Source organism: Streptomyces saintjeani (genome assembly GCF_055409605.1).
Genome location: NZ_CP189624.1, coordinates 5,039,955 through 5,065,268 on the forward strand (window position 1 = coordinate 5,039,955; position 25,314 = coordinate 5,065,268).

Genomic DNA, 25,314 nt, shown 5'->3' on the forward strand with positions numbered 1-25,314 from the left:
CGCCCCGGGTTTCCCGCCCGTCACTATCATCCGCACGTGGACCGTCCCCGAAGCTCTCCCTCATCCCCGCACACCCCCCTCGTCGTCTGGGACCTCGGCGGCGTCCTGGCCCCCTCCGGGCAGGCCCTCACCGCACTCGCCGAGGCGCTGGACCTCCCCGAGGCGGAGTTCGCCGCCCTCTACTGGGCCCACCGGGACCCGTACGACCTGGGAGGGACCCCCACCCAGTACTGGAGTCTGATCGGCGAGGCCCTGGGCCGGACGTTCGACGCCGAGTGGATCGCGCGGCTGGACCGGATCGACACCGCCGCCTGGGCCGTGCTCGCCGACGACCCGGCGCACCTCCTGGACCGGATCGCCCGGCGGGGAACCCCCCTCGGGGTGCTGTCCAACGCGCCCGCGTCCCTGGCGACGGCCGTCCGGCAGGCCGCGTGGAGCGCGCGGTTCGAGACGCTCGTCTTCTCCTGCGACCTCGGGCTCATGAAACCGGACCCCCAGGTCTACCGCAGCGCCGACCGGCACTTCGGGCGCCCGCCGTCCGACGTGATCTTCTTCGACGACCGTCCCGTGAACGTCGAGTCGGCACGCGAGCACGGCTGGCGCGCCCACGTGTGGACGGGCGTCGCGGCGGCGACCCAAGTCCTCGTCGGCGAGGGGGTGTTGGCGGGCTGACCCGCCACGCGCGTCCCGGCGGTCACCGATGCGGCTCGGCTCGCCGGGGCCCGGCACATGACGTGAAGCGGCCGACGCGGGCATTGACGCCCCGACCCGACGCGGTCACCTTGAACAAGGCCCCTGTGGGAGCGCTCCCGCATCCGACTCGTCGACGAGGACGATCACATGCCTTCTGGATTCCAACGCCCCTTGTCCCGCCGGACGTTGATGGCCGCGACCCTCGCGGGGGCGGTGGCCGCCGTCGCCACCCCCGCGCGGGCGATCGCCGCCCCGACCCGGTTCCATACGGTGGGCCGGACCGCGCCGGGCGCCGACGGGTTCGTCCAATTCACCTGGCCCGGCGTCTACTTCGAGGCCCGCTTCCAGGGGACCGGAGTGGGCGTCGTGCTCGACGACTCCGTCAACGACTACGACGTACAGATCGACGGCGTGACCGTGACGACCCTGGTGACGCCGGGCCGGACCACCGCCCGCATCGACGGTCTCGCCGACGCCGTACACCGCGTGCGGCTCGTCAAGCGGACCGAAAGTCCTTGGGCCGTAGGGAAGTTCGGGGGTTTCGTGGCCGTGCGCGGTGGTGCGATCCTGCCCGCGCCGAGTGCCCGGCGCCGGCAGATCGAGTACATCGGGGACTCCTTCACCGCCGGGTACGGCAATGTCTCCGGCGTGCGTGACTGCTCGGCCGTCGGGGGCGTGGACCGGAACACGAACGCCGACCTGTCCTTCGGGGCGCTGACCGCCAGAGCGCTCGACGCGGACTACCAGATCAACGCCTTCTCGGGCCGGGGCATGGTCCGCAACTACGCCGGTACCAGCCCCGGCACCGACTACCGGACGTACTACGACCGGGCGTTGCTGAACGTCGACGGCGACATCTGGCACCGGCCGCCGAGCTGGCGCCCTCAGCTCATCGTCGTAGGTCTCGGCATCAACGACTTCTCCACCCCTCTCCACCCGGGCGAGCCCTGGACGACGCAGGCGGAGCTGGTGACGGCGTTCGAAACCGCCTACCACGGCTTCCTGGACAGGCTCCGGACCCGCTACGGTCTCCACCCCCACCTCCTCCTCAGCTCCACCCAGATCTCCGCCCCCTACCGTGAGACCGTCGAACGCATCACCCGTACCCGTCATACCCAGGGTGACCCCCGCGTCCACCACTGGTACTACGGCGACGCCCCCTTGGACCTCCTGGCCTGCGACTGGCACCCCTCGGCGCAGGACCACCGCACCTTGTCGGCCCTGCTCCTCGACCGCGTCTCGACCATCGGCCTGCGCTGGTAGAACCCGCCCCCCCGGGCGCGGCGGCCACTCCCTGCGACCCGCCGCGCCCCGGTCCGGAAACCCAGCCCGGAGGAGGTGCGGGGGGCGGTGCGGGCGCTGGTGTCGGCCCAGTAGAGGCAGCGGTCGGTCGCGTTGTCGCGGACGGTGACTTCGTCGTAGTCGCTGTGGCGGTAGAGGTCGACGGTCCAGGTCTGGTAGGCGTTCCCCGGCCGGCAGGGCAGGGTGTGGACGTCACGGTTCCCCCGGCTGACCGGCCAGCTCACGGCGTTCGCCGGGGACCACGCGGAGGCGCAGGACGTCGTCCAGAAGGCGTTCGTGCGCGCCGCTGGCTGGAGTTGGTGCGCCGCACCCCGCCGCCCGAAACCGCGCCGGGCCCCGGTCCCGACCGCACCGCGCTGGTCGCCGCACTGTGCCAACTCCCCACGCCCCAGCGGATGGTGATCGTCCCGCACCACCTGTGTGACCTGAGCGTCGAGCAGGTGGCCGTCCGAGACGGGCGCGCCGGTGGGCACGGTCAAGGCCAGACCCTCCCGGGGCCGCGCGACCCACCTTGAAGTGGACGACGCGCGGCGCGATGTGCAGGACGGTACGGCCAGGAAGGAGAACGGCCGTGCCGGATGAACTCACCCGCGCACCGCACGAGTTGGCGTCCGCCCACGAGACGCCGCCCCCACCACCGGCACCGTCGACCTCGCCGGCCGCACCCTGACCATCGACGGCAGGCGCATGGGACTGGCCTCGGGTTTCGACAACTCACCCGCGCTCAAAGGCCCGTTGACGGTCGGCGAGAAACCCGGCACCGAGACCGTGACCGTCACCAACACCACCCGCTGCAACGCGGTCATCTCTTCCGTGGTCGAACTCCTCGACGCCGATGGGCGGCCCGTCTTCGTCGGAGCGTCCGACTCCTGCGACACGGAAGGCATCGGGGCGTACGAAAAAGCCGACGGCCGGCTCGCGTCGAACCAGTCCGACGCCAAGTGGTTCTACGGGGAAGCGGAGTTGGGAGAGGTCCTCTCCGTGGCCCCCTGAGGCGCTGCCTTCACCGCACCGGGAACCCGAACACGTACCCTTCCGCCTTGAGGCGCGGCAGCACCCGTCGCAGCGCCGCCACCGTCTGCGACCGGTCCCCGCCCGCGTCGTGGAAGAGCAGCGTCGGCCCGTTCGGCAACTCCCGTTCCACCGTGGCGACGATGGCGTCCGTGCCGGGGCGCTCGAAGTCCTTCGTGTCGACGTTCCAGCCCAGTGGGCGCATGCCGTGCGAGGCCGCGAGCTTGCGGCTGTACGGCGTGAACGCGCCGCCCGGCGCCCGGTAGTACATCGGCCGCACGCCCCCCGACGCCTCGGTGATCATGCGCTCGGCGTCGACTATCTGCTGCGACTGGTACGCCTCGGACTTCTTGTCCATGCCGGTGTCGTGCGAGACGGTGTGGTCGCACAGCCGGTGTCCGGCGGCGACGACCTTCTTCACCATGTCGGGGTGCGCCTGCGCCTGCGTCCCCACCATGCAGAACGTCGCCTTCACGCCGAACTCGCGCAATATGTCGAGCATGTGGGGCGTCCACACCGGGTCGGGGCCGTCGTCGATGGTGATGTTCACGCCGCGCGGGCCCGCGTCCGACGCGTGCACGATGGTGACGTCAACGGCCTTGGCCTGGCTGCCCGGTGACGCCGGCGCGCTCGCCTTCGGCCCCGAACCCGCCGTACCCGGCGCCCCGTTCGTCGCCGGGCCCGCCTGCGCCGTCCACGCCGCCGTGCCGGCCGCCAGCAGCGTCACGCCGAGCGCGGCCCCGACCATCTTGCCGTACCAGCCCCGCCCACCGTTGTGCCGCGCCATGTCCGCCCCGCTTTCCTCGCCGGTGTCTCCCCGCAACCACCTGGCATGACGGAGTCCGGCGCCCGCCGGCTCCCTCCGTTACGGATCACGGACATTTCCGGGGGAGTTCGGGGACATGAGGGAACGAGGGCCGCGCGGTCAGCCTCGCCCGTCCGGCCCTCGTGAGAACGCGGTCAGCCTCGCCCGTCCGGCCCTCGTGAGAACGCGGTCAGCCCCGCCCGTCCGGTCCCCGCGAGAACGCCGTGTCCCCCGCCGTCCCCACGATCGCGTCGTCGACGAGTAGTACCTGAGGGGGATACCCCTGCACCTTGTCCCCGGGGTCCGGTAGCGCTGAGGTAGCCCATACCTCCGCCCCCGTACGGCTGTCGAGCGCCAGCAACCGCCCGTAGCGGCTGGCGAAGTACACCCTCCCGTACCTCGTCGACACCACCGGCGCGGAGAGGCTCTCCACGTCCGTCACCCGCTGCCAGAGCTGCTTCCCGTCGGCCGCCGACACCGCCGTGACCGACCCGTTGGACCGGACGAAGTAGACGACGCCGCCGATCAGGGTCGCCGTACCGGTCAGCGCGCGGGCCAGCGGGACGCGGGTGACGTGTCCGGTCGCAGGGTCCACCCGCAGCAGCGCGTCGTACGGCCGCTCGTACCCGGACTCGTACACGTCCTCGGCGGTCTGCGGCGCGAGGAACAGGGGCTGTCCGCCGACCGCGCCGAGCGCCACCGCCTTCTTCGGCAGGATGGCGGTCGTGGACAGGCTGCCGGCCTCGGCCCGCATCAGCTCGACCGGCGCCTGCCCGGGCTCGGTGCCCTGCTCGCACAGGGCGTACGGCACGCCGCCCAGCGCCGCCGGGGTGCAGTACTCGTCCAGCGACGGCGCCCGCCACAACTCCGCGCCCGTAGGGCCGTACGCCACGAACTCCGAGGCGTCCGGGGACAGGGTCAGCAACCCGCCGTCGTACAGCACCGCCCCCTCGGACATGCTGATGTCACGCCGCCAACGCGCCTTCCCCGTACGGGAGTCGAGCGCCACCACGCGCCTGGTCTCGTCGTCCGGCTGCTCGTACGCGTAGACGATCCCGTCGCGTACGCCGATCGGGCCCGCCCCCTGCGGACGGGTCCCGGTCCGCCACGCGACCCTGCCGGACGCCGCGTCGACCCTGGCGGTCGTGAACCCCGTACCCCCGCAGTAGAGGGCGCCGCTCTCCGTCACGCACGCCGGGTTGTTGTACTCGAGAGGGATGCCTTTCACCTCGTACCTCAGAGCTACCTGCCACGGCTTCCAACCGGCGGGTAGCTCTGCGGTAGGGGTGGTACCAGTACTCGGGGTGGTACTAGTACTCGCCGGGTCTTCGGGGTCCCGGCCCGCCAGGAAGACACCCGTCGTACCCGTGACGGCCAGTACCGTGCCGAGGGCGGCCAGCAGCACCTTCGTACGGCGCTTGCGGCCCGTGCCGCCGGTCGAGGTCTCCACCGGGATCGTGGGTGAACTCCCGCGTATCAGGCGGCCCTTGGGGACCGTGTCGGCGGGTACGTCCTCCGGCAGCGCCTCCAGCATGCGCTGTACGTCCGCCAGCTCCGGGCGTTCGGCGGGATCCTTGGCCAGGCAGCGCTCGATCGTACTCAGGAGTTCCCCGGGTACCCCTGTGAGGTCAGGGGCCCCGAACGCCACCTGGTACCCCGTGATGTACGGGCTGTCCGAGTCGAACGGGCCCGCGCCCACCGCCGCGAACACCAGCAGCGAACCCAGCGAGAACACGTCCGAGGCCGGGGTGACGTCCCGGGGCGACGCCATCTGCTCCGGCGACATGAACGGTGGCGTACCGATCATCCGGCCCGTCGTGGTCAGGCTCTGGTGATCGGCCGCCCGTGAGATCCCGAAGTCGATGACGCGCGGGCCGTCCTCCGTCATCAGGACGTTCCCCGGCTTGAGGTCCCGGTGCACCAGGCCCACCCGGTGGATGTCCCGCAGCGCCTCGGTCAGGCCCAGCCCCAGCGCGCGCACCTCGCGCGGCCCCAACGGGCCTTCTTTCTGGACGACTTCGGCGAGACTCAGGCCCGGTACGTACAGCGTCGCCATCCACGGGCGCTCCGCGTCCGGGTCCGCGTCCACGACCGGTGCGGTGAACGCGCCGCTCACCCGGCGGGCCGCCGCGATCTCCTGCCGGAAGCGGGTGCGGAACTCCTCCTCCTGCGCGTACGCCCCGCGTACGAGCTTCACCGCGACCTGTCGTCCCGACGCGGACACCCCCAGATACACGACCCCCATCCCACCTGCCCCCAGCCGCCCGAGCAGGGTGTACCCGCCTATGGACTCCGGGTCCCCGGTGTTCAGGGGTGTCATCGCCGGTCATCCTTTCCCGGGTGGGGTGGGTTACGGGGATCACAGTAGGGCCTGGGGTTTCGGGGACAGGGCGGAGGTGGGGGAGTCTTTTGGGACGGCAAGTCAGGGACTGTAGAGGCATTTTGAGACCGTTCCGGGTGAACTGCGGCTCTGCCGGGTTCAGTTGCCTACCGCTTCTGCGCCCTGTACCGCTTCATCAAGGCGGCGATCCGGGTCGGGTCCGCCTTGCCGTTGAGCTCCGTCAGGAGATCGTCGGGGCACAACTCGTACAGGTCGCCCCACCATCGGCGTCCTCGGTTGCTCCAGATCCGGTATCCACCCGGTACGCCCCTGGCGACGTAGCGTCTTCCGCTCACACTCCTCCGTTCCGGCGCGGTTGGCTTCAGCGCGTGACGGTACGTGGGGTGCGGGCAACCGGCGAGTGAATATGCGGGTGTTGGCCCGCCGGGCTTCCAACTGCGTTGATTTGGAGGGGTGTTCCTGGTTCGGGAGTCGGCGGTCGGCGTTCGGGGGAGCGCACCCGAGGGCGAGCGAGGAGGATCCCGGCGACGCGCGGCCCGGACGTAGGGCGATCCCGACACGGCCGACCGACAGCCGGACAAGGCCAACGAGCCGGACGAGAGACCCGGCGCCCCGCAGCCTCACGTACACGTCTAATACCCGCGCGGCGGAGACCGGCACAACAAAAAGCCCCCCACCAGCACCGCGACGTGCCACAAACATCACACCCCCCACCCCACCCCACCTTGCTAACCTTAAGTCGTATTTATACGACATCCCGTGAGGGCAAGCCGTGAGCAGTGTGATCCCCACCATCGGCAACCTGCCCACGTCCCTCAACAGCTTCGTCGGCAGACGCACCGAGCTGGCCGAGATCCGCCGCCTACTGAACGCCGGCCGCTTGGTGACACTCACCGGCGCAGGCGGCACAGGCAAGACCCGCCTGGCACTGGCCGCAGCGGCGGCGGCCCGAAAGGCGTTCCTGGACGGAGTCTGGCTGGTCGAACTGGCCACCGTACGAGACCCGTCGACCCTGGCCGCAACAACCGCGAACGCCCTCCGCATCCCGGACCGCACCACCACCCCCGCCCTCGACCGCCTCACGCACCACCTGGCCCACCACAGAGCACTGATCGTGCTGGACAACTGCGAACACGTCATCGACGAGTCCGCCGCCCTGGCAAAGACCCTGCTGTCGGCCTGCCCGCAGCTGCGCATCCTCGCGACAAGCCGCCAGACACTGGACGTCACCGGCGAGAACGTCTTCGTCGTCCCCCCGCTCTCGATCCCGGACGAGGCGGTCGAACTGCTGCGGCAGCGAGCCACCGCCCTCCGCCCGGACTTCCGCGTCACCGACCAGGCCCAGGCCACCCGGCTGTGCACCGCCCTCGACGGACTCCCCCTGGCCATCGAACTGGCCGCGTCACGGCTGCGGACGCTGACCGTCGGCCAGGTCGTCGAGCGCCTGGAGGACCGCTTCGCGCTGCTCACCGGCGGCTGCCGCGGCACACTCCCCCGCCGCCGCACCCTGCGCGGAATGATCGAGTGGAGCTACGAGCTGTGCACCCCCGCCGAGCAACTGTTGTGGAACCGGTTGTCGGTCTTCGCCGGCGGCTTCGGCCTGGACGCCGCCGAAACCGTCGGTACGGGGGACGGCATCGCGGCGCACGAGGTGCTGGACCTCCTCGACCGGCTCGTGGCCCAGTCCGTCGTACTGACCTGCGAAGGCGACGGCGTACCCCGCTACCGGCTGCTGGAAACCATCCGTACGTACGGCAGGACCCGGCTCGCCGCGTCGGGTGAGGAGCGACCGCTGCTGCGCCGGCACCGCGCCTTCTTCCTCGCCCTCGCCGAACGCACCGCCTCCGCCTGGTTCGGCCCCGGCCAGGAAGAGGCGCTGGCCCGGATGCGTACCGAGCACCGCAACTTCCAGGCGGCACTGGACGTTGGAGCGAGCGCCGGCCCACCCGTACCGGCCCGGCCCGGCGAGCCGGAGCCGCACCCGCCGGAGCGTGAGGCCGCGGAGCCCGCCGACGCACAGGAAGCGCTCCGCCTGGCGACAGCCCTCCGCTTCCACTGGTGCGCCGACGGATACCTCGGCGAAGGACGCCGCCAGTTCGACCGCCTCCTCCCGGCGGCCCCCGACCCCACCCCCGTCCGGGCCCGCGCGCTGTGGGCCGCCGCCTGGGTGGCGATCCTGCAAGGAGATTTCGCGACGGCCGACCGTCGGCTGGACGAGGCCGGGCAACTGGACGACCCGTCGTCCCGGCCGTACGTCCTGGGCCACCGCGCCGCGTCGGCGGCCTTCCAGGGCCGGACGGCGCAGGCCGTGCCCCTGTACGAGGAGGCGCTGGCCGCTCACGAGGCGGCGGGCGAAGGACCGCAGGGGCTGTTCTGGCTGTTCCAGGTGGTGATCGCACAGGTCCGCCTCGGAAACCCGCACGCGGCGGAGGAGACCGGCCGACGCGCGACGCGCCTCGCGGAAGCGTCCGGGGAGCGGCTGTACGGGGCCTACGCGAAGTGGGCGCTGGGCTACGTACGCTGGGCCCGGGGCGACCGGCAGGAGGGTACGGCCCTGACGCGGGCCGCGCTGGAGATCCTGCGGGGCTTCAACGACTACGCCGGGACCGTGGCGGCCCTCCAGGTCTTCACCTGGATCACCGCGTCCCGGGGCGACCACGAGCGGGCGGCACGGCTGCTGGGCGCCGTACACGCCCTGACCAGGGACATCGGCGACAGCCCCGTCTGCGCGCTCGGCGGGCACCGCGCACGCTGCGAGGAAACGGTCGTCTCCGCGCTGGGCCCGGCCGGGTACGAGAGGGCCTTCGCGGAAGGCGCCCGGCACGACAGCCCGGCCCGGGCCATCGCCCTCGCCCTGGACGACACCGGGCAGGACGGGGGCACGCCGAGCCCCCTGAGCCGCCGGGAGCGGGAGGTCGCCGCGCTCGTCGCCCAGGGCATGACCAACCGCCAGGTCGCCGCCGCGCTGAACCTGTCACCGCGTACCGCCGACCGCCATGTCGAGAACATCCGGACCAAGCTCGGCTTCACGTGCCGGACGCAGATCGCGGCGTGGTGGGCGGAGAGCCCGGCGCCGTAGAACCGGGCGGCCCCGGCGGACGGGGTGAGGCCGGGTTCGTGGTCTCGCCGTTCAGGACGGTGTGCCGATGACCTCGGATTCTCCCTCCGGCGTGGCCCGCCCGCCCGCGCTGAGCCGAGCGCCGGGCGTGCGGTCTGCCGGTGCGCCACCGGCGCGGCAGCGAACGACGTCCACCGTGCTGCGGCAGACCGGTGTCCCGCGGCAAGCTTCTTGCCTCGGTTCAGTCGGCCGTGGCCGGGCCGAACCAGGTGGTGAGGGCGGTCCGGAGGGCGGCGGGGTCGGGGGTGGCGTCGGCGTGTGCGGTCCAGGCGACGTGGCCGTCGGGGCGGATGAGGAGCGCGGCGGGGGCGGGGGTCTCGTCGACCGGCCAGACGGGCCAGTGGTCGGCCGTGGACCGGGCTTCGACGAGGTCGACGCGATCGGCCCAGCTCTCGGCCGTGGCCGCCAGCGCGGTGTCACCGCGGAGGTCGAGCAGCACGGGGCGCGCGGTGCGCAGCAGTTCGACGACGCGACGCCGGCCGTCACCGGTCTTCAGATCGACGTCGGGGACCCGGCGGCCGGTCAGCGGATGGTCGTCGCTCATCGGGTAGCGGAGGTCCAGCGCGGTGATCATGCCACCCAGGTGCCGGTTGACGTCGTCGTATTCGATGAGCGAACGGAGTACGTCGCGCAGCGCGTCGGTCTGCGGGCCCGGACGCGTCAGCGCCGCCTGTGCCCGGGTGTTGTGCAGCACCCGTTCCGCGACGGGATACCGCTCGGCGTGGTAGCTGTCCAGCAGGATCTCCGGCGCCCGGCCGTGCACCACCGAGGCGAGTTTCCAGCCGAGGTTGACCGCGTCCTGGACCCCCAGGTTCAGTCCCTGGCCACCTGCCGGGAAGTGGATGTGAGCCGCGTCGCCCGCCAGCAGCACCCGGCCTTCCCGGTACCGCTCGGCCTGCCGGGCCGCGTCGCCGAACCGGGAGATCCAACGGGGGCCGTGCATACCGAAGTCGGTGCCCGCGATCCTCAGCAGCGACTCCCGCAGCTCCTCGAACGTCACCGGTTCTCTCTGGCCGGCGACACGGTCGTACGCCGTGGTGATCACCCGGTACCAGCCCGGCTCGAAGGCGAACACCGAGAAGTCACCGGCCGTCCGCCGCTGCATGAAGAGCGGTTCGGCGGGTGGATCGGCGAGTTCGACGTCGCCGAGCAGCGCGGTCACTGTCGCCGGGGTGCCCGGGAAACCGATGCCGGCGAGCTTGCGCACCGCGCTGCGCCCGCCGTCGCAGCCCACGAGGTAGCGGGCGCGCAGCGTCGAACGTAAGCCCTCCGGTCCGCCCACTTCGACCTCGACGTCGGAGTCGTGCTGTCGGATCCCGATCACCTCGGACGACCAGCGTACCTGTACGCCGAGCTCGGTGGCCCACTCCTCAAGCAGCCGCTCGATGTGGGACTGCAGGAGCACCAGCGACCGGGGATGCCTGGTCGCGAACCGGTCGAAGTCCAGCCACAGCCCCGAGAAGTGCCCTATCGGGCGCGGTGTGCCGGCCGCCAGGAAGCGGTCCAGGACGCCCCGCTGGTCCAGTACTTCCATGGTCCGGGCGTGCATTCCGCCGGCCCGCGACTCACCGGTCCGCGCGGCGAGCCGGTCGGCCACCACCACGTCGACCCCCGCCAGCCGTAGTTCGCAGGCAAGCATCAGGCCCGTCGGTCCGGCGCCCGCGATCACCACATCCGTGTCGGTCATCTGTACTTCCCCTGTTCAGGTTCGGCTTCCAGCCGCGCGTATCTAACGACGTTAGAAACCCTAACGCCGTTAGAGAGTGTCTCTAACGGTGTTAGGGTGTCAAGGGCCCAAGAAGGAGGGAGCAGGATGAAGATCAACGCCGAGGTGATCGCCCGGACGGCGTTGCGACTGCTCGACGACGTCGGCCTCGACGGGCTCACCATGCGCCTGATCGCCCAGGACCTCGGCGTACGAGCTCCCACCCTCTACTGGCACATCAAGAACAAGCAGGACCTGCTCGACGCCATGGCCACCCTGGTGTACGTCGATGCGGCCGAGAGGCTGGAGCCACCCCGCGACGGCTCCTCCTGGGAGGACTGGCTCGCCGACTGGGCCCGCCACCTGCGCCAGGCGATGCTGAGCCATCAGGACGGAGCACGCGTCCTCGCCGGCACCTACGTGAACCACGAGACCGTGCACCGGGCGGTGGAGCTGAACCTGCGAAACCTGCGGGATGCCGGCTTCACCCTCAGCGAGGCGGCACGCGGTTTCCCGGCGGTCCTGCACTACACCATCGGCCACACCATCGAGGAGCAGGCCCACACCAGCACGGCGTACGGCGACGACAACCCCTACGCCCCCGAGCGGCTCGCCGCGATGATCGACGCCGAACGCTTCCCCCTCACCGCCCAGGCGTCGAGCGACCTGCTCGGCATGGACGGCGACGTCGGCTTCGAGTACGGGCTTCGCATCATCGTCCTCGGTCTGCGCGCCGTCAGGGACGAGCGGGAGCGCGGCTGACCCGGTCGCGGCGCTTGAAGACGCTATGCAGGCCGACGCGGAAGGGCCATCTCGGCCGCCATCACCCGGCAGACTCCGCCCCGCCTACGGAACTTGCCACGCCGGCCTCCCCCAGCGCGTACGGCCCGATGCGGCCGGCCTTCGCCGCAGGGACGTCGACCTCGACAACCTGCGCGTCTGCGTTCGCCTCACCGAGCCGGAGCGTATGAAAGGGGCGCCGCGTCCAGGCCCACACCAAGTCCGGGGCGGACACTGCGATTCTTCCCGTCTTCCTCCGCCACGAGCACCGTTGGGAGTCGTACGCCGAGCCGACCCCCGATGGGCTGCTCTCCGCCGGCGAGCAAGGTGCTCCCTTCCACCGCAGCACCTTCGGCCCAAGGCGCGGTAGATCGTCGGCATCCCCGAGCGCTTCCGCTTCTACGACCTCCGCCACCGGCCAAACGCTGTCCACCCGCTCCGGTGCCCCCCCTCAAGGACACGACGGTCAGCGCCGGGCGGCCCTCCGAGAAGGCCACGCTGATCTGGGCCTTGATCGTGGAGCGGGTGACGAGAATCGAACTCGCGCTCTCGGCTTGGGAAGTTGCGATCATTTTGGGCTGGTCCGGGTGCTGACCTCGTAGAACTGCTTCGGCGCGAATTCCTCCAGGTCGACCACCGCAGCGAGGTTAACCCTTGCATTAACATCGGGACCGTGGCTCAATGGGAAGTGGTTCTCGTCGGGGAGGTCGCGGCGTGGTTCGAGGCACTGGCCGAAGAGGACTGGGACAGCTCTGAACAGGTAGAAGACGCCATCGACATGCTGGCGGCAACGGGCCCGACGCTCGGCCGTCCGCTGGTGGATCGGATCAAGGGTGCTGAGAACCATCACCTGAAAGAGTTGAGGCCGGGATCATCCGGGAGCAGCGAGATCCGCATCCTCTTCGCGTTCGATCCGGTGCGCCGGGCAGTCCTGCTGGTGGCCGGCGACAAAGCTGGAAACTGGCAGCGCTGGTACGACATCAACATTCCGCTTGCTGAGAAGCGGTACCAGGCACATCTGGCTGATCTTGAAATCAGGGAGTACGAATGAGCACGGTGAGCTGGGAGGAGACCAAGCGCAAGGCGCGCGAGCGGCGTGTGGCCTCGGGGCTGCCGGTGCGGTCGCCTCAGGAGAAGCAAGCGGCCATGGACCGGTTGACCGCTGAAGTGCGCGCTCACAAGCTCGCGGAGGTCAGGCGTGAACAGGCGCTGACTCAGCGCCAAGTGGCCGCGTCAATGGGGGTCTCGGCACCTCGGGTCTCCGCCATCGAGCACGGTGAATTGGATCGCGCGGAGGTCGCGACTCTCCGGGCCTACGTGGAAGCGCTCGGCGGTCGACTGCGCGTAGTCGCAGACTTCGGGGACGCGGAGTACACCGTCGCCTGAGACGCGCGCCGAACCTCTCGCCAACCAGCAAGGCCCGGGTCTCTGGCCTGGAACGGAAGAGCGTCTGACCCGCAATGTGGCGGTGATCGATCCCCGCTCTTCCGGGACCGCTTGAATCTCCGCCCACGAAAGTCAGCCACGATGTCGGGTGCGACGACTGATCAGGCGCGCGTGTGCCAGAGCACCCACCGCTGGGCCTCAGCCAAGCTGTTACGCAGGTGAAGTCGCGATGCGCCACAGAGGCGCGTCGTACTGCTCCGGGCGGTTGTCGAGCAGCAGCCGCCGTAGGGCATGGTGCTGGCCGCCGTTGAGGTTCAGCACCTCGGTGATGTGCCGGAACGTCGTATGCGTGACCCCACGGCCGCGCGCCTCGGCCTCGAACCGGGCGAGTTGGGACAGGACTGCCTTCGGGTCCAGCTCCTCCCATGGCCGCGCCTTGAGCCAAGTCGCCTTGTTCCGTTCGTAGTCGACCTCGGAGTACCCGCAGATCTCCCGACTCAGCGCCTCGACTTCCTCCAGGCTCCCCGTCGACATGATCGCGCGGGCCAGCTGGTTACGGCTCAACGCCTCGTCCATATCGACCTCATGGACCGTGGGCCCCTTGTCGGTCAAGGGAACGGGCAGCCCCGCGTCACGTACCTCGCAGATGCCCCGCGCACCCCGGGCCGTCGCCGCGAGCATCCCCGTAGCCTCGGACGGATGCCACTCCAGGACCGGGCCGACCGGCTCCACGTCCTTCGCCGTGAAGGCGTGAACGAGCGGGCCCAGCACCCCCCGCAGCTCATCGGCCGACAACTCACCGTCCAGACCAGGCCCCGCCACCAGCAGCCGCACCGGCGCCTCGACCTGACAACACGCGGCCAGCGCAAGAGCATCGGCGAGCGGACTCCTGAGCGTCGGCTCATCCCCCCTGGCCAAGATGTCCCCGCCGACGTCCAACAGGTCGACCGACTCAGGCCCCAAACGCCGGATCAGCTCTTCGAGTTGACGCGTGACCCCCTCGACTCCCCGGTGCGGGTCGATCAAGGCCAAGGTCTGTGGTACTTCTGCTGCGAGTCGCGGAAGGGTGGAACCCGCCGGAGCGATCGGACGGGCCGTCGCCGGCACCCCGAAGACAGCTGGGGTGAGCTGTTCGAGCCCGGTGAAGTCGTCCGCTCTTCGCGGCCCCGGTACCGGATCGATCAGGAGGCGATCCCATGAGTAGGTGAAGATGACCGCCAGGCTGTCAACGCCGTAGAGGGCAGCGCTGAGCATGGAAGCGGCGACGGTGTCGCCCCCTCCTCCTGCCGCGACGATCAACCTCGTCATGAGATCACCCCACGGGTTCGAACTGCTGCCCACCCAACCCTATAGTGGCTAGAGGCTATAGCCACTTGACCGCCATATGACCGAGGGGGATCAATGCCGCAGATCGAAGAGACCCAACCGAAGTATCTACAGATCGCGCACTACATCCGTGACCAGATCCTCCGGGGCGACCTGCGGCCAGGGGACGAAGTCCCTTCGGAACGGCAGTTGGCGGCGGACTGGAAGGTGTCGCGCCCCACGGCCGCACGCTCGCTGGAAGCCCTGAGTCATCAAGGACTGGTCGAGAAACGCCAAGGGTCCGGCACGTACGTACGAAGCCTCGAAGTCAACCGGCGCGCACGCGAGTTGTACGGCCGGGCCCGGCAGACCGGGAAGATCTACACGCCCGGCGAGTACGCGGTGATCACGGCGGCCGGCTGGCAGGAAGCCCCCGGCCACGTCGCCGAAGCGCTGGGGCTGGCGAAGGACTGCCGCGCCGTACGCCGAGAGCGCGTGACCCACGACCAGGACGGCCCGATCACACGGTCCACCTCATGGTTCGCGCCGGACGTCGGGCAGAAGGCTCCCGCCCTCACGGCGCCGGAGCGCATCCGGGAAGGCACCCTGATGTACATCGAGAGCATGACCGGCCGTCAGGGGAGTTACGCCGAAGACCGCATGTGCGCCCGGCAGGCGACCGACAGTGAAGCCGCTGACCTCCGGTTGGAGCCCGGCTCGGCGGTCCTGGTCGTCCATCACGTCGTCTACGACCTCCAGGACCGGCCGCTGGAGTTCGCCGAAGCCACCTACCCGCCTGATCGCTGGGCGTTCGAACAGGGCTACCCGCTCACCTGATGGGTCGTGAGTTGCTCGAATCGCTTGCACACTCCAAGTGGCCAATGCCACTATCCATTAAGTGGCTAAGGCCACTTGATTGGAAGGGGGCATGGGTGACGGGTCGGCGGCCTGAGCGGGGCTCGCGCTCAGCCTGTCGGGGATGCCGAGGGCACGGTGGGAAACGCATCGGTTCCCGTACGGCTCTTGCGCTCTCCACGGCCGGTGATCACGCCTATGCACCGTTACGGAGACGCTGCCTCGACCGCGACGGCAGTGGCAGCGGCAGCGGCAAGGAGTGAGCACGAATGGTCTACATGATCGACCGTTACCCCTCCCCGGATTCGCCTCGCCTGGGGGCGATGATCCTGCGCCCGGAAGCGGAGTCCGTACCTCGGGCGCGGCGCTGGTTCCGGAAGTTCATCGCCCCGTACAACCCGGCTTGCTCGGTCGACGACTGCGCGCTGATGATCTCGGAGTTGGTGACCAACGCGATCGTCCACGGGCAGCCGGAAGACGAGTCGGACGCGGAGACGGAGGACGAGTGGCGCGTACGCGTGGAATGGTTCCGCGACGACACAGACCTTCGGGTCGAAGTCCATAGCCCGGGGTCCCCGACAAGCGTGCAGATGCGACGCCCGCCCGCCGACGACACGCATGGGCGCGGCCTGTTGCTGGTCGACTCCATCGCCGACTCGTGGCACTACGGCCCCAGCCCCTTCGGCGGAACCAAGGTCTCCTTCGTCGTTGCCGACGCCTGGCCGCTGGAAGACTGACCGTCATGACCGGAATACGCTCCGCTGGGTATTCCAGCCACCGACGACGAACGGACCAAGCGCAACCCGTGCCGGATCAAGGGCGCCAGAACGCTGCATCGCCACCGTCCCCCAGGCCGACGAGCTCGCCGACCGCATCGGCTTGCGCTGGCGCCTCATGGTCGCCCTCGGCGCGTACGGGCCTCTCCGCCCAGGGGAGTTGGCGGGTCCGCGTCGCCGGGACGTGGACGTAGCGGCGCTACGGATCTGGCGCGCGACAACTGAACGACCGCGCACAGCAAAAAGGCCCGGGTCTTCGACCTGGGCCTTCACTATGGAGCGGGTGACGAGAATCGAACTCGCGCTCTCAGCTTGGGAAGCTGCGGGCCTATAAGGACCTACCAGCCTGCTGACCTGGGTGAACGGCTGGTCAGTGCCCTCGTTGGTTATGGTGGTTTTCGCCGTGGCTCCCCTCTGTTCCCCCTCGATCTGGTGCGCTTGTGGTGCTACGGACTTCAGTGCCGGAGGCCACGAGTACGCTTGGGGCTCCTCCGGGGATCTGGTGCGGTTGTGATGCAGGTTGTGCATCACGCAGAGGCGACCAAGCCCAGGACCTGTTCAACGTCATCACGCGTCCGGCTGGCCATCGCAAGAGCACATACTGAGCACTCACCTCGGCGGTAGCATGAGAAGACCGTACGTTTGAGGGGGAATACATGTCGTCGCACGTCGTCTCCTACTTGCTGGACGAGAAGACCACGGTCGGTTTCGAGATTGAGCCAGGCGACGACTTCCGCCCTGTCGGAGCGGAGCAAACCGTTGCTCGTGTCCGTGAGGCTGTACAGCCTGCTGTTCAGGCGGCGCGTAGCGTGCTCGACGAGCTGGCAGCGATGAAACCCGGTGAGATTCAGCTCAAATTCGGCATCAAGGTCAGCGGCAATGCCAACTGGCTGGTTGCAAAGGCCGCAACCGAGGCGAATTTCGAGGTCACTCTGACATGGCGGAATGAAGCAGCCTCGCCAGGACCCGACGCACAGTAGCAATAACGGGGCAAGCGCGGAACGCCGGCGGGAAAATCAATCATGGACAATCAGCCCAGCAGGCCCACAAATGACACTTGGGTTGCTGCCGTCCATCGCGCCGAGAACGACGAAAGATCCCTCGGATCTGCTTTCGTTTTGGATGTCCACCGCCTTGTCACCTGTGCCCATGTAGTGGCGAGCTTTGCCGAATCCGGAGCTTCACTCTGGGTCGCTTTCCCTAAGGCGGAGGAGAGCGACACTATCCGAGTGCGGGTTCGGGAAATCGTCCTGCCGCCACCGCAACTCCAAGGCACCCAAGACGTAGCGATTCTTCGACTAGTAGAGCCCATGCCAGCTACGCGAGTTCCCCAGCTACGCTGCCCGACGCCAGCCGATCTGGTCGGTCGGGACTGGTGGGCATTCGGTTTCCCGGGCGGCGAACAACTTGGCAACTCAGCTGCCGGAGTGGTCGGCGAGGCCCTCGGATACGGCTGGATACGACTAGACACTCACTCTCGGTACGTCGTTAAGTCTGGATTCAGCGGTTCCGCTCTGTGGTCACCTGAGTACGACGCGATTGTAGGCATGGTTGGTCAAGCGGGCGGCGAGGGCGACGGGCGCGCCTTGTCTCTCTGGAAGATCGACCGCATTTTCCCAGACGAGGGAATTGATGATCTTGCAGCGTGGTCGGTCGAGGCGGCTGGAGAGTCCGCTCTCGCCTCTTGGGGATGGTCCCTTCAGAGCGACCCAGAAGCTGGACGCCACTGGCGCCCGCGCGCCCGCGGGGTCAGCATCGAAACCGAGAAGGGCTTCCGCTTCCGTGGGCGGACAGCGGCCCTGACGGCCATCACTGATTGGATCAACCGCACGCCAGAGCGGAAAGCCCTCGTCGTCACGGGGTCTCCTGGCGTGGGTAAGTCCGCTGTTCTGGGACGGATCGTTACTACAGCAGACCGGGAGATTGCTGACCAGCTACCGATTGACGACACAGCTATGCGTGCACCAATTGGCTCAATTTCCTGTGCCGTGCATGCCAAAGGCAAGACAGCTCTCGACGTCGCGGTCGAGATCGCGGCAGCTGCCTCGGCTGCCTTGCCGGACAGCATTGATTACCTACCAGAACTGCTGCGCGAGGCGATTTCGTCCCGCCTCCCAACTAATGAAAATAGTCCTCGCCACCCGTTTAATGTGGTCATCGACGCACTTGATGAGGCAGCGACCCCACAGCAGGCGCGTTTGATCATTCGGCGGATTGTGGTGCCGTTGGTGGAGACCTGCGCTGACCTTAACCTCCGTGTTGTGGTGGGAAGTCGACGCCGAGATGACTCCGGTGACTTGCTTTCTTCCTTTGGTAGAGCTAAATCGCTTATGGACCTAGATCAACCCGATTATTTCGATCAGGAAGATCTAGAAGACTATACTCTTGCCACCCTCCAACTGTTGGGTGACGAACGGCGAAACAATCCTTACACCGACGACAGTGTTGCCGAACCAGTCGCCAGGCGAATCGCCGAAATGTCCGACCGTAACTTTCTTATAGCAGGGCTCGTGGCGCGGGCACATGGGTTGCATGACCAAGAACCTGTCCAGCCCGATAAGATCGCCTTCATCCCAACGGTAGACGGAGCCCTGCGTGACTACCTCGACCGCATCCAGCCGGTTGATGGCTGCTCAGCGCAATCTGTGCTTACGGCCCTCGCCTTTGCAGAGGCTCCGGGATTCTCCATCAGGCTGTGGAGTATGGCGATCGTCGCGCTTGGCGGGTCGAACGTTGCAGACAGAAGCCTCGCCGCGTTTGCCCGCTCCTCGGCAGCAAATTTCCTTGTGGAGTCGGGCGGCGGGCAGGAATGGGAAACTACCTATCGTCTCTTCCACCAGGCGCTCAACGATACATTGATCAGTGCGCGGTCCGACCTGCATCCCCGACGTGAGGACGAACGAGGGCTCACCCGAGCCATGATCGCAGAAGGGAAACGAAGTGGTTGGACGAATGTGGATTCATACCTGAAACGTTCGCTGCCTGCGCACGCTGAGATCGGTGCAGCAGTGGACGAACTGTTGACCCAAGATGAGTATCTCCTCCATGCGGATTTGCGTCGACTTCTTCCAGTAGCAGATCGCGTAGCTTCTGATCTCGCTCGCACTAAGGTGAAACTCATTCGGCGCACGCCCCAGGCATTCAATGCCGATCCTGGCCAGCGTCTGGCTCTCTTCAGCGTGACAGAGACTGAGCAACGCCTAGGCCACGTCTACCGCGACCTTCCAGAATTTGCCCCATATCGGGCTCGTTGGTCCACCGTGCTGCCTGGCAGCGAGGAGGCCGTTCTCGACGGCCATACACGTTGGGCTTATGTCCTTTGCGCGTTCAATCTCGAAGGACAGGAACTTCTGGCTAGCGCGGGTGGTGACCGCACCCTACGGATCTGGGACCCAATCCTTGGCGAGGCTGTGCATGTTATGGAGGGGCACTCGGACGAGATTCGGTCCATCGTTCCCATCCGCCTTGGAGCAGTGGAATCGCTGGCCACCACTGGCCGAGACGGGACCATCCGATTTTGGGACCCGTTGACCGGCGAAGCCGTTCATATTTTATCCGGAGATCCCGGAGGTTATTCGACCCTCTGCTCGATTAATCGGAGTGGGCAGACGCTGCTTGCTGCGGCAAGGTCGTCGGATGCGGTAATTCAACTGCTCGACCCCGAGTCTGGTCAGGAGGTCGCTGTACTCGATGGGCACGGCCAGTGGGTTACCGATCTCTGTGAAATCATCGTGGATGATGTTCCTCTGCTGGCCTCCAGTGGCGAGGACGGGACTGTTCGGCTATGGGACCCCAGCGACGGAACAAGCCGCTGGGTCGTGAGTGATGATGGCGCATGGGATGGGGTTTGGATCCGGACGTTGTGCGCGATCGAGGTCGGCGACCGCACGTTGCTCGTGGGCGGCGGATATGACCCTGCAATTCAGCTTTGGGATCCACGTGATGGCACGGAGGTTGGACTACTCACAGGGCACGACGGGGCTGTTTTCGCCGTGTGCGCTGCAACGCGCGATGGTGAGCCTGTGTTGATGAGTGGAGGTGATGATGGGACACTTCGACTCTGGTCTCTGGAGAGTAAGAGTGAGCTCGCTGTGTGGTTCGGGCACGCTGGCGCGATTTACTCTGTATCTGCGATCCATACAGAGCCACAGCTCCGATTCGCCAGCACTGGTGACGATCGTTCGATCCGCATTTGGGATCCTGCTACCGGCAGACAGACTGAACTAATAGAGAACAAGCCAACTCAGCTGTTCGATGATGCCTGCGTGCTTCGAGCCGAATCCGGGCTACTTGCCGCGACCAGGAGAGTCGGTAATGATTTCATCGATATCCGGGATCCCATGTCATGGGAAGTGGTGCGCAGAATGCCCGCAGAGGATGCGTCGGCAATGTGCAGGATCACAATCGATGGGCAAGCTTTTCTTGCGGTCGCCGGAAAGCAGTTGCAGATTTTGGATCCACAAGTTGGTCGTCAAGTCCGGGCGTTCAAGTATCGTTTTGTGCCGTACAGTGGTGTGGCCTCCTTGTGTGCAATCAAGGTTGGTTCGGTACCAGTGCTGGTTGCATCTTACGGAAACTCCCTTCACTTCTGGGACGTAACGCGTGAGTATCCTGTCCACTCTTTTAAAGTGGGAATCGGGGCGGCATGGAATATCTGTCCCGTTCCAGTTCGTGGACGGCTTGCGATTGCTGGCTTGAGCCTTACCGGCCGACGGGTTCAGGTCTGGAATCCCGCCTCGGGTGATATAGTGGCTCAGCTGGAAATTGAGCGATCTGTAATTACATCACAATGTGTCGTCAAGGTGGGCGGTAAAATTCTGCTAGCGACCGGTCATGACAGTGGCGACATTCGGCTTTGGGACCTTGACCACGAGAATTCGATGGCCATACTTGAAGGACACTCTGCCAGGGTTCAGCAGCTATGGGTGTCAAATATCGAAGGCTGTGCCGTGCTGGTAAGCGCTGGCGATGATCGCACCCTGCGCATCTGGGATCCAGCCAATTATCGCCTTCTTGTCGATATGCCTATGAATTATCCGATTGAGTGGGTGGCTCAGGCGGGTCCATATATCACAGCAAGCCTAAATGCGGGAATGATAGGTGTTACGCTGGAGAGCGTTTCAGGAATTACCGATCAGGTCTCGACCAAGGCTTCCGAATTGATGTCGACGAGTCTCACCCGCCAAGCGTGATGAGTAGTTGCCGCCGAAGGTCCATGACTCGGTCGGTGGAAGGGCTTTGGGCTGGAGCTGCTTTGGGGCGAGTAATCATGGCCCCGAAGCTTCCGGCGCGTCCGGCAGTCTGTGGACCTGCCCGGTAAAGCACGACGTTGGGGCCATGATCTTCGAGGCTCGCCCCAAAGTGGCTGCCTAAAGCCGTGGAACCGACCGCCCCAGCCACGACGTACCCCTTCTCTGACCTCATGCACGACGTGCCTGCTGATTGGGCGGGCGGGGGCCGACGGCCGTGCCGAGCGGGGCGGAGACAGGAGCGCGGGCGCGGACGGCGGCCCCCGCCCGCCCGGAGGAGCGAAGCGACGACGGGTGCTTGAACCAGTAGAGAAAGTTGTAACGCACCTTCGTCCGGGGCTATGTGGAGAATCCTCGGGCCACGATGACCATGATGGTGACGACCCACAAAGCCGCGCTGACTGTGATGGCGATCGCCCGTGCTCTGCTCATGCTGGCTCCAACTCGGCGGGATCTGCCGACCACTCGACTCCGCCGTTCACGGGTCGTACGAACGCCTTGGTCTGTGCATGGCGGTCTCCTATATTGATCAGAAACTCATGGGGTTCTCGTCCAGGACGTAGCGGACGTGCGGGCCGCCGAAGTAGCCGCGGACGATGTGCGGCTGACGCTGACGCCTTCGGAAGAAGCGGCGGGTCTCGGCGGCGAGTTCGGCCTGGTCCCGGGCCCGGTGCTGCTTGGGCAGGCTGTGCTTAAGGTCCGCGTTGACCAGCTCGTCGGGGTTCAGCTCGGGCGAGTACGGCGGCAGGAAGTGCAGTTCGACATCGTCGGGGTGGGCGACGAGCCAGTCGCGGACCTTCTTGGAGCGATGGGCGGAATGCCCGTCGACCACGAGATGGACCTTGCGGTCGAAGTGGCCGGCGATCCGGTCCAGGAAGCGGCACATCACCTCGGCGGTGAAGCTCTCGGTGAAGACCATGAAGTGCATCCGCCCTCTGGTGCTGATCGCCGACATCGCGTTGACCGAGAACCGGTTCCCGCTCCGCCGCACCACGGGCGTCCTGCCCTTCTCGCCCCAGGTACGGCCGGTGACCTGGTCGGAACGGATGCCGACCTGGTCGGCGAACAGGATCTCGCCGCCGTCCCTCTTCGCCTTCGCCCGGATCGTCGGCCAGGTCTCCTCGTGCCAACGGCGCACGGCCCGCGGGTCCTGCTCGACGGCCCGCTTGTCCGGACGCTGGAAGGACAGCCCCCACCGCCTGAGGTACTTGCCCACCCCCGGCTCGGTCAGCCGCAGCCGGTACAGCTTCGCGATCAGGTCACCGATCAGCCGCCGAGTCCACAACTGCCCGCTCAAGCCCACGTCGCAGGGCCGGTGATCGAGGATCGCCTGCCGCAAGGCGGCCTGCTCGGCCTCCCCGAGCACCTGATGCACCCCGACCGGCTTGCCGCGCGGGCGCATGACCAGCGCTTCCCGGCCGCCGGCCTGCCACTTCACCCACCAGATGTCGACCGCCTTCAGCGACACCCCGAAGAGTGCCGCCACCTCCTCACGGTCCCGCCCCGCCACCAACGCGGCCACCGCCCGCAGCCGCAGGGCCTCCTGCGCCGACGGCGACAGATGCCGCGCGTCCCCCACCAGATCACTCACACCCCACCAACGACCCAGAACCCAAACCGTTTCGGATCAATAGGGCTGGCCGGGTCCACCCAATCGGCGATCACGTCCGTCAGGATGCCGCTGCGGACACCGTCAGTGACCTTCTGGCCGATGAGCTGTGCCGTGACCATCACTCGCCCCTCTCCGGTTCCTCCGGGCTGTCCAGGAGCCGAACGACCTGAGGCAGACCCGCTGCATCAGGGGCCGTTGCGTGATCACGTTTCGTCCGGAGTGTCGTGCTGGCCCGCCCTTGGAGGGGACATCCCGGTTCGGGCGGGGGCGGACGCGGTGCAGGCACGGTCTCAGTGATCATGTGAGTGTCGAAGTCCCATGAACACCTGGCGAGTCCGTGCCTGCTCCTGCATCTTCTCCCATACCCACCGTGCTGGCCCAACTGGGCCGGACTGCCGCGCCCATCCCGCTGGCGGACGCGGTCGCACTGTCCGGTTTCCTGGATCTGGTGCCCGACCCGCGAGGCGTCCGTGGCCGCCGGTACCGGTTGTCCGCCCTGGTCGCCGCGGCCGCGGCGAGTGTCCTGGCCGGTGCCCGCTCGCTCACCGCGATCACGGAATGGATCAGCGACGTCCCCGCGTGGGCCTGCCGGGTTCTCGGCTTCCCCACCGACCCGCTCTCCGGCACCGTGTCCGTCCCGCACCCCCACACCCTGCGCCGTCTGCTCGTCCAGCTCGACGGCGACGCCCTGGACCGGGCGACCGGCGACTTCCTCACCGCCCGCGCCACCCCGGCCGGCCCCGGACTGCGGGCGATCGCTGTCGACGGCAAGGCCCTGCGCGGCTCGCGCACCCACGCCACCGGGCACGTCACCCTGCTCGCCGCGATGGACCACACCGGTCACGTCCTGGCCCAGCGCCAGGTCGCCGGCAAGAGCAACGAGATCCCCGCCTTCCGGCCCCTGCTGGACAGCGTCGACCTGACCGGCACGGTCATCACCGCCGACGCGCTGCACACCCAGCACGCCCACGGCACCTACCTCCGCGAGCGCGGTGCCCACTACATCGCCCAGGTCAAGGCCAACCATCCCGGCCTCTTCCACCGCGTCCGCCGCCTGCCCTGGCGCGAGATCACGCTCGACCACTACGACCGCACCCGGGCCCACCACCGCCTGGAGAGCCGGCGGCTGAAGACCGCCGGCTTCGCCCACCTCGACTACCCCGACGCGCGCCAGGCCCTGCAAGTCGTGCGCTGGAGGGCGGACTTCACCACCGGCAAGCTCACCATCGAGCGCGTCTACCTGATCACCAGCCTGCCGCCCGGCGCGGCTACCGGCGCCCAGCTCGCCGACTGGATCAGAGGGCACTGGAAGATCGAAAATCTTCTGCACCACGTCCGCGACCGCACGTTCCGCGAGGACGACTCCAAGATCCATGCCGGCCATCTCCCGCGCATCATGGCCGGCCTGCGCAACCTCGCCATCGGCGTCCACCGCCAGGACGGCCACACCAACATCGCCGCCGCCCTACGCCACACCGCTCGCGACTGGCGAAGGCCCCTGGCCGCCCTCGGCATCACCGGATGAATCCGGACAGACCTCGATCATGCAAGGGACCCTGCCCGCTGCATGCACGCGGTTCTCGGCGGCCTTGCCAGACGGCTTCACCGGGACCTCTTCGCACGCTTCTTGGGCCGGTAACAGGTGTAGTGCCGGTAGTCAGGTACGGCCTGCCCGTCCCCAATGTGGTCGGTGGCCAGCCGCACCGCCTTCTCCTCGGTGTCGATCGGCTCCTTGCAGTCGGCGCAGACGTACCCGGAAGGCGCATAGGTCGTGTACACGATCGGCGACACCTGCTCGCTTCCGCGCCGGTCGTCATCCCTGCTGGTCCTGTCAGACACTTTCCTCAACTCCTCTTGCTCTTCGACTCACTTGGGTGGCCATTGAGGTGGCCGACAGACACCGACCGTGCGAGGTGTTCAGAGCGGGGCGCCGCGTACAGCTCGGCAGTGACGGTGTGGCCCTGCCCGCTCCGATGCACGACGACCCGATGAGCAATCGCGCTGACCATCTCCAGCCCCCGCCCGTGCTCGGCGTCCTGCTCCTGGTGCTCGGCCTTCGGCGCCGTCCCGGTCTTGCCGTGGTCGGTCACGGAGACCGCGACGACCTGATCCGAGACCGCGAGCGCGAGGTGGAAGCTCCCGGCCTCCAACCCGCTGGCGGTGTGCAGGATCGCGTTCGCGCTCAGCTCGCTCACGATCAGCTTGGCGTCGTCGACGAACGGAGATCCGCGCAGAACATCCCGAGTCCACCGCCGAGCGCGACCAACTTCCTCCGGGAAGCCTGGGCAACTGAGCCCCCAGACCCTCACCTGACTCATATACTCGTGCATACAAGTTCCTTCGTGCTGGTAGGCCGCCATGTGCAGCGGGTTAGAG

General features: G+C 67.7%; 21 protein-coding genes and 3 pseudogenes. 15 read left to right on the top strand and 9 right to left on the bottom strand.

All coding sequences use genetic code 11. From position 1 onward, the window contains the following. Positions 1–36 precede the first annotated feature (36 nt). The 4 genes and pseudogenes from ACQCO7_RS23045 (at position 37) to ACQCO7_RS23060 (ending at position 2,988) form a co-directional block, all read left to right on the top strand. Complete coding sequence (locus tag ACQCO7_RS23045) at positions 37–672, top strand: HAD family hydrolase (protein WP_464073631.1); 636 nt, start codon at positions 37–39, stop codon at positions 670–672. A gap of 168 nt (positions 673–840) precedes the next feature. Then, complete coding sequence (locus ACQCO7_RS23050) at positions 841–1,956, top strand: SGNH/GDSL hydrolase family protein (RefSeq protein WP_464073632.1); 1,116 nt, start codon at positions 841–843, stop codon at positions 1,954–1,956. A gap of 222 nt (positions 1,957–2,178) precedes the next feature. Further along, positions 2,179–2,577 (top strand): annotated as a pseudogene (locus tag ACQCO7_RS23055) (sigma factor-like helix-turn-helix DNA-binding protein). 105 nt (positions 2,578–2,682) lie between these two features. Next, entirely contained in the window at positions 2,683–2,988 is a 306-nt protein-coding gene (locus tag ACQCO7_RS23060; protein WP_464073633.1) for a hypothetical protein, read from the top strand. 10 nt (positions 2,989–2,998) lie between these two features. Here the strand turns inward: ACQCO7_RS23060 and ACQCO7_RS23065 are convergent, their stop codons facing one another. From ACQCO7_RS23065 to ACQCO7_RS23075, 3 genes are all read right to left on the bottom strand, one after another. Further along, on the bottom strand, positions 2,999–3,793 hold the full coding sequence (locus tag ACQCO7_RS23065) for a polysaccharide deacetylase family protein (protein WP_464073634.1): 795 nt from the start codon (positions 3,791–3,793) through the stop codon (positions 2,999–3,001). Positions 3,794–4,001: 208 nt separating this feature from the next. Next, a complete protein-coding gene (locus ACQCO7_RS23070) occupies positions 4,002–6,131 on the bottom strand; it encodes a protein kinase domain-containing protein (RefSeq protein WP_464073635.1) in 2,130 nt (709 codons plus the stop codon). 167 nt (positions 6,132–6,298) lie between these two features. Then, a complete protein-coding gene (locus ACQCO7_RS23075; RefSeq protein ID WP_464073636.1) occupies positions 6,299–6,487 on the bottom strand; it encodes a hypothetical protein in 189 nt (62 codons plus the stop codon). Between the two features lie 437 nt (positions 6,488–6,924). Between ACQCO7_RS23075 and ACQCO7_RS23080 the strand changes: the two genes are divergently transcribed. After that, entirely contained in the window at positions 6,925–9,231 is a 2,307-nt protein-coding gene (locus ACQCO7_RS23080; RefSeq protein ID WP_464073637.1) for an ATP-binding protein, read from the top strand. Positions 9,232–9,451: 220 nt separating this feature from the next. Here ACQCO7_RS23080 and ACQCO7_RS23085 read toward each other — a convergent pair whose 3' ends face one another. Next, positions 9,452–10,957 (bottom strand): FAD-dependent monooxygenase, encoded by a 1,506-nt coding sequence (locus tag ACQCO7_RS23085; protein ID WP_464073638.1) that lies wholly within the window; start codon positions 10,955–10,957, stop codon positions 9,452–9,454. Between the two features lie 126 nt (positions 10,958–11,083). On the opposite strand from ACQCO7_RS23085, the gene ACQCO7_RS23090 reads away from it, so the two are divergent. The 3 genes from ACQCO7_RS23090 to ACQCO7_RS23100 all read left to right on the top strand — a co-directional run bounded on the left by ACQCO7_RS23090 (position 11,084) and on the right by ACQCO7_RS23100 (position 13,141). Then, positions 11,084–11,737, top strand: coding sequence for a TetR/AcrR family transcriptional regulator C-terminal domain-containing protein (locus tag ACQCO7_RS23090; RefSeq protein WP_464073639.1), 654 nt, complete (start codon positions 11,084–11,086; stop codon positions 11,735–11,737). A 682-nt stretch (positions 11,738–12,419) separates the two neighbouring features. Next, positions 12,420–12,806, top strand: coding sequence for a type II toxin-antitoxin system RelE/ParE family toxin (locus tag ACQCO7_RS23095; RefSeq protein ID WP_464077270.1), 387 nt, complete (start codon positions 12,420–12,422; stop codon positions 12,804–12,806). Then, positions 12,803–13,141: an XRE family transcriptional regulator gene (locus tag ACQCO7_RS23100; protein ID WP_464073640.1), complete on the top strand. Its 339-nt coding sequence runs from the start codon at positions 12,803–12,805 to the stop codon at positions 13,139–13,141. The genes ACQCO7_RS23095 and ACQCO7_RS23100 overlap by 4 nt, the downstream gene beginning before the upstream one ends. Positions 13,142–13,351: 210 nt before the next feature. Here ACQCO7_RS23100 and ACQCO7_RS23105 read toward each other — a convergent pair whose 3' ends face one another. Continuing rightward, complete coding sequence (locus ACQCO7_RS23105) at positions 13,352–14,449, bottom strand: DUF1152 domain-containing protein (protein WP_464073641.1); 1,098 nt, start codon at positions 14,447–14,449, stop codon at positions 13,352–13,354. 93 nt (positions 14,450–14,542) lie between these two features. On the opposite strand from ACQCO7_RS23105, the gene ACQCO7_RS23110 reads away from it, so the two are divergent. The 6 genes and pseudogenes from ACQCO7_RS23110 to ACQCO7_RS23135 all read left to right on the top strand — a co-directional run bounded on the left by ACQCO7_RS23110 (position 14,543) and on the right by ACQCO7_RS23135 (position 21,269). Then, complete coding sequence (locus ACQCO7_RS23110; RefSeq protein ID WP_464073642.1) at positions 14,543–15,283, top strand: GntR family transcriptional regulator; 741 nt, start codon at positions 14,543–14,545, stop codon at positions 15,281–15,283. 287 nt (positions 15,284–15,570) lie between these two features. Beyond that, positions 15,571–16,038 (top strand): ATP-binding protein, encoded by a 468-nt coding sequence (locus ACQCO7_RS23115; RefSeq protein ID WP_464073643.1) that lies wholly within the window; start codon positions 15,571–15,573, stop codon positions 16,036–16,038. Between the two features lie 36 nt (positions 16,039–16,074). After that, positions 16,075–16,285 (top strand): annotated as a pseudogene (locus ACQCO7_RS23120) (tyrosine-type recombinase/integrase); the annotation flags it as partial. A gap of 448 nt (positions 16,286–16,733) precedes the next feature. Then, a complete protein-coding gene (locus tag ACQCO7_RS23125; RefSeq protein WP_464073644.1) occupies positions 16,734–17,057 on the top strand; it encodes a CU044_2847 family protein in 324 nt (107 codons plus the stop codon). A 42-nt stretch (positions 17,058–17,099) separates the two neighbouring features. Further along, positions 17,100–17,615 (top strand): annotated as a pseudogene (locus ACQCO7_RS23130) (S1 family peptidase); the annotation flags it as partial. Between the two features lie 48 nt (positions 17,616–17,663). Then, a complete protein-coding gene (locus ACQCO7_RS23135) occupies positions 17,664–21,269 on the top strand; it encodes an AAA family ATPase (RefSeq protein WP_464077271.1) in 3,606 nt (1,201 codons plus the stop codon). 586 nt (positions 21,270–21,855) lie between these two features. On the opposite strand, the gene ACQCO7_RS23140 is transcribed toward ACQCO7_RS23135, so the two are convergent. Together ACQCO7_RS23140 and ACQCO7_RS23145 are read right to left on the bottom strand one after the other, a co-directional pair. Next, positions 21,856–22,917, bottom strand: coding sequence for an IS630 family transposase (locus ACQCO7_RS23140; RefSeq protein WP_464073645.1), 1,062 nt, complete (start codon positions 22,915–22,917; stop codon positions 21,856–21,858). Continuing rightward, positions 22,914–23,057 (bottom strand): hypothetical protein, encoded by a 144-nt coding sequence (locus tag ACQCO7_RS23145; RefSeq protein ID WP_464073646.1) that lies wholly within the window; start codon positions 23,055–23,057, stop codon positions 22,914–22,916. Before ACQCO7_RS23145 ends, ACQCO7_RS23140 begins: the two co-directional genes overlap by 4 nt. 251 nt (positions 23,058–23,308) lie before the next feature. Here ACQCO7_RS23145 and ACQCO7_RS23150 point away from each other — a divergent pair, with 251 nt between their 5' ends. Beyond that, a complete protein-coding gene (locus ACQCO7_RS23150) occupies positions 23,309–24,463 on the top strand; it encodes an ISAs1 family transposase (protein WP_464073647.1) in 1,155 nt (384 codons plus the stop codon). Positions 24,464–24,540: 77 nt separating this feature from the next. On the opposite strand, the gene ACQCO7_RS23155 is transcribed toward ACQCO7_RS23150, so the two are convergent. Together ACQCO7_RS23155 and ACQCO7_RS23160 are read right to left on the bottom strand one after the other, a co-directional pair. Then, positions 24,541–24,777, bottom strand: a complete 237-nt coding sequence (locus ACQCO7_RS23155) for a hypothetical protein (protein ID WP_464073648.1) — start codon at positions 24,775–24,777, stop codon at positions 24,541–24,543. Between the two features lie 5 nt (positions 24,778–24,782). Beyond that, complete coding sequence (locus ACQCO7_RS23160; RefSeq protein WP_464073649.1) at positions 24,783–25,268, bottom strand: ATP-binding protein; 486 nt, start codon at positions 25,266–25,268, stop codon at positions 24,783–24,785. Positions 25,269–25,314 lie beyond the last annotated feature (46 nt).

Excerpts from the sequence above, each read along its gene's own strand:
- ACQCO7_RS23050 (WP_464073632.1), top strand. The coding sequence starts at position 841 with ATGCCTTCTGGATTCCAACGCCCCTTGTCCCGCCGGACGTTGATGGCC.
- ACQCO7_RS23060 (WP_464073633.1), top strand. The coding sequence starts at position 2,683 with ATGGGACTGGCCTCGGGTTTCGACAACTCACCCGCGCTCAAAGGCCCG.
- ACQCO7_RS23065 (WP_464073634.1), bottom strand. The coding sequence starts at position 3,793 with ATGGCGCGGCACAACGGTGGGCGGGGCTGGTACGGCAAGATGGTCGGG.
- ACQCO7_RS23070 (WP_464073635.1), bottom strand. The coding sequence starts at position 6,131 with ATGACACCCCTGAACACCGGGGACCCGGAGTCCATAGGCGGGTACACC.
- ACQCO7_RS23085 (WP_464073638.1), bottom strand. The coding sequence starts at position 10,957 with ATGACCGACACGGATGTGGTGATCGCGGGCGCCGGACCGACGGGCCTG.
- ACQCO7_RS23090 (WP_464073639.1), top strand. The coding sequence starts at position 11,084 with ATGAAGATCAACGCCGAGGTGATCGCCCGGACGGCGTTGCGACTGCTC.
- ACQCO7_RS23100 (WP_464073640.1), top strand. The coding sequence starts at position 12,803 with ATGAGCACGGTGAGCTGGGAGGAGACCAAGCGCAAGGCGCGCGAGCGG.
- ACQCO7_RS23105 (WP_464073641.1), bottom strand. The coding sequence starts at position 14,449 with ATGACGAGGTTGATCGTCGCGGCAGGAGGAGGGGGCGACACCGTCGCC.
- ACQCO7_RS23110 (WP_464073642.1), top strand. The coding sequence starts at position 14,543 with ATGCCGCAGATCGAAGAGACCCAACCGAAGTATCTACAGATCGCGCAC.
- ACQCO7_RS23115 (WP_464073643.1), top strand. The coding sequence starts at position 15,571 with ATGGTCTACATGATCGACCGTTACCCCTCCCCGGATTCGCCTCGCCTG.
- ACQCO7_RS23125 (WP_464073644.1), top strand. The coding sequence starts at position 16,734 with ATGTCGTCGCACGTCGTCTCCTACTTGCTGGACGAGAAGACCACGGTC.
- ACQCO7_RS23145 (WP_464073646.1), bottom strand. The coding sequence starts at position 23,057 with ATGGTCACGGCACAGCTCATCGGCCAGAAGGTCACTGACGGTGTCCGC.
- ACQCO7_RS23160 (WP_464073649.1), bottom strand. The coding sequence starts at position 25,268 with ATGCACGAGTATATGAGTCAGGTGAGGGTCTGGGGGCTCAGTTGCCCA.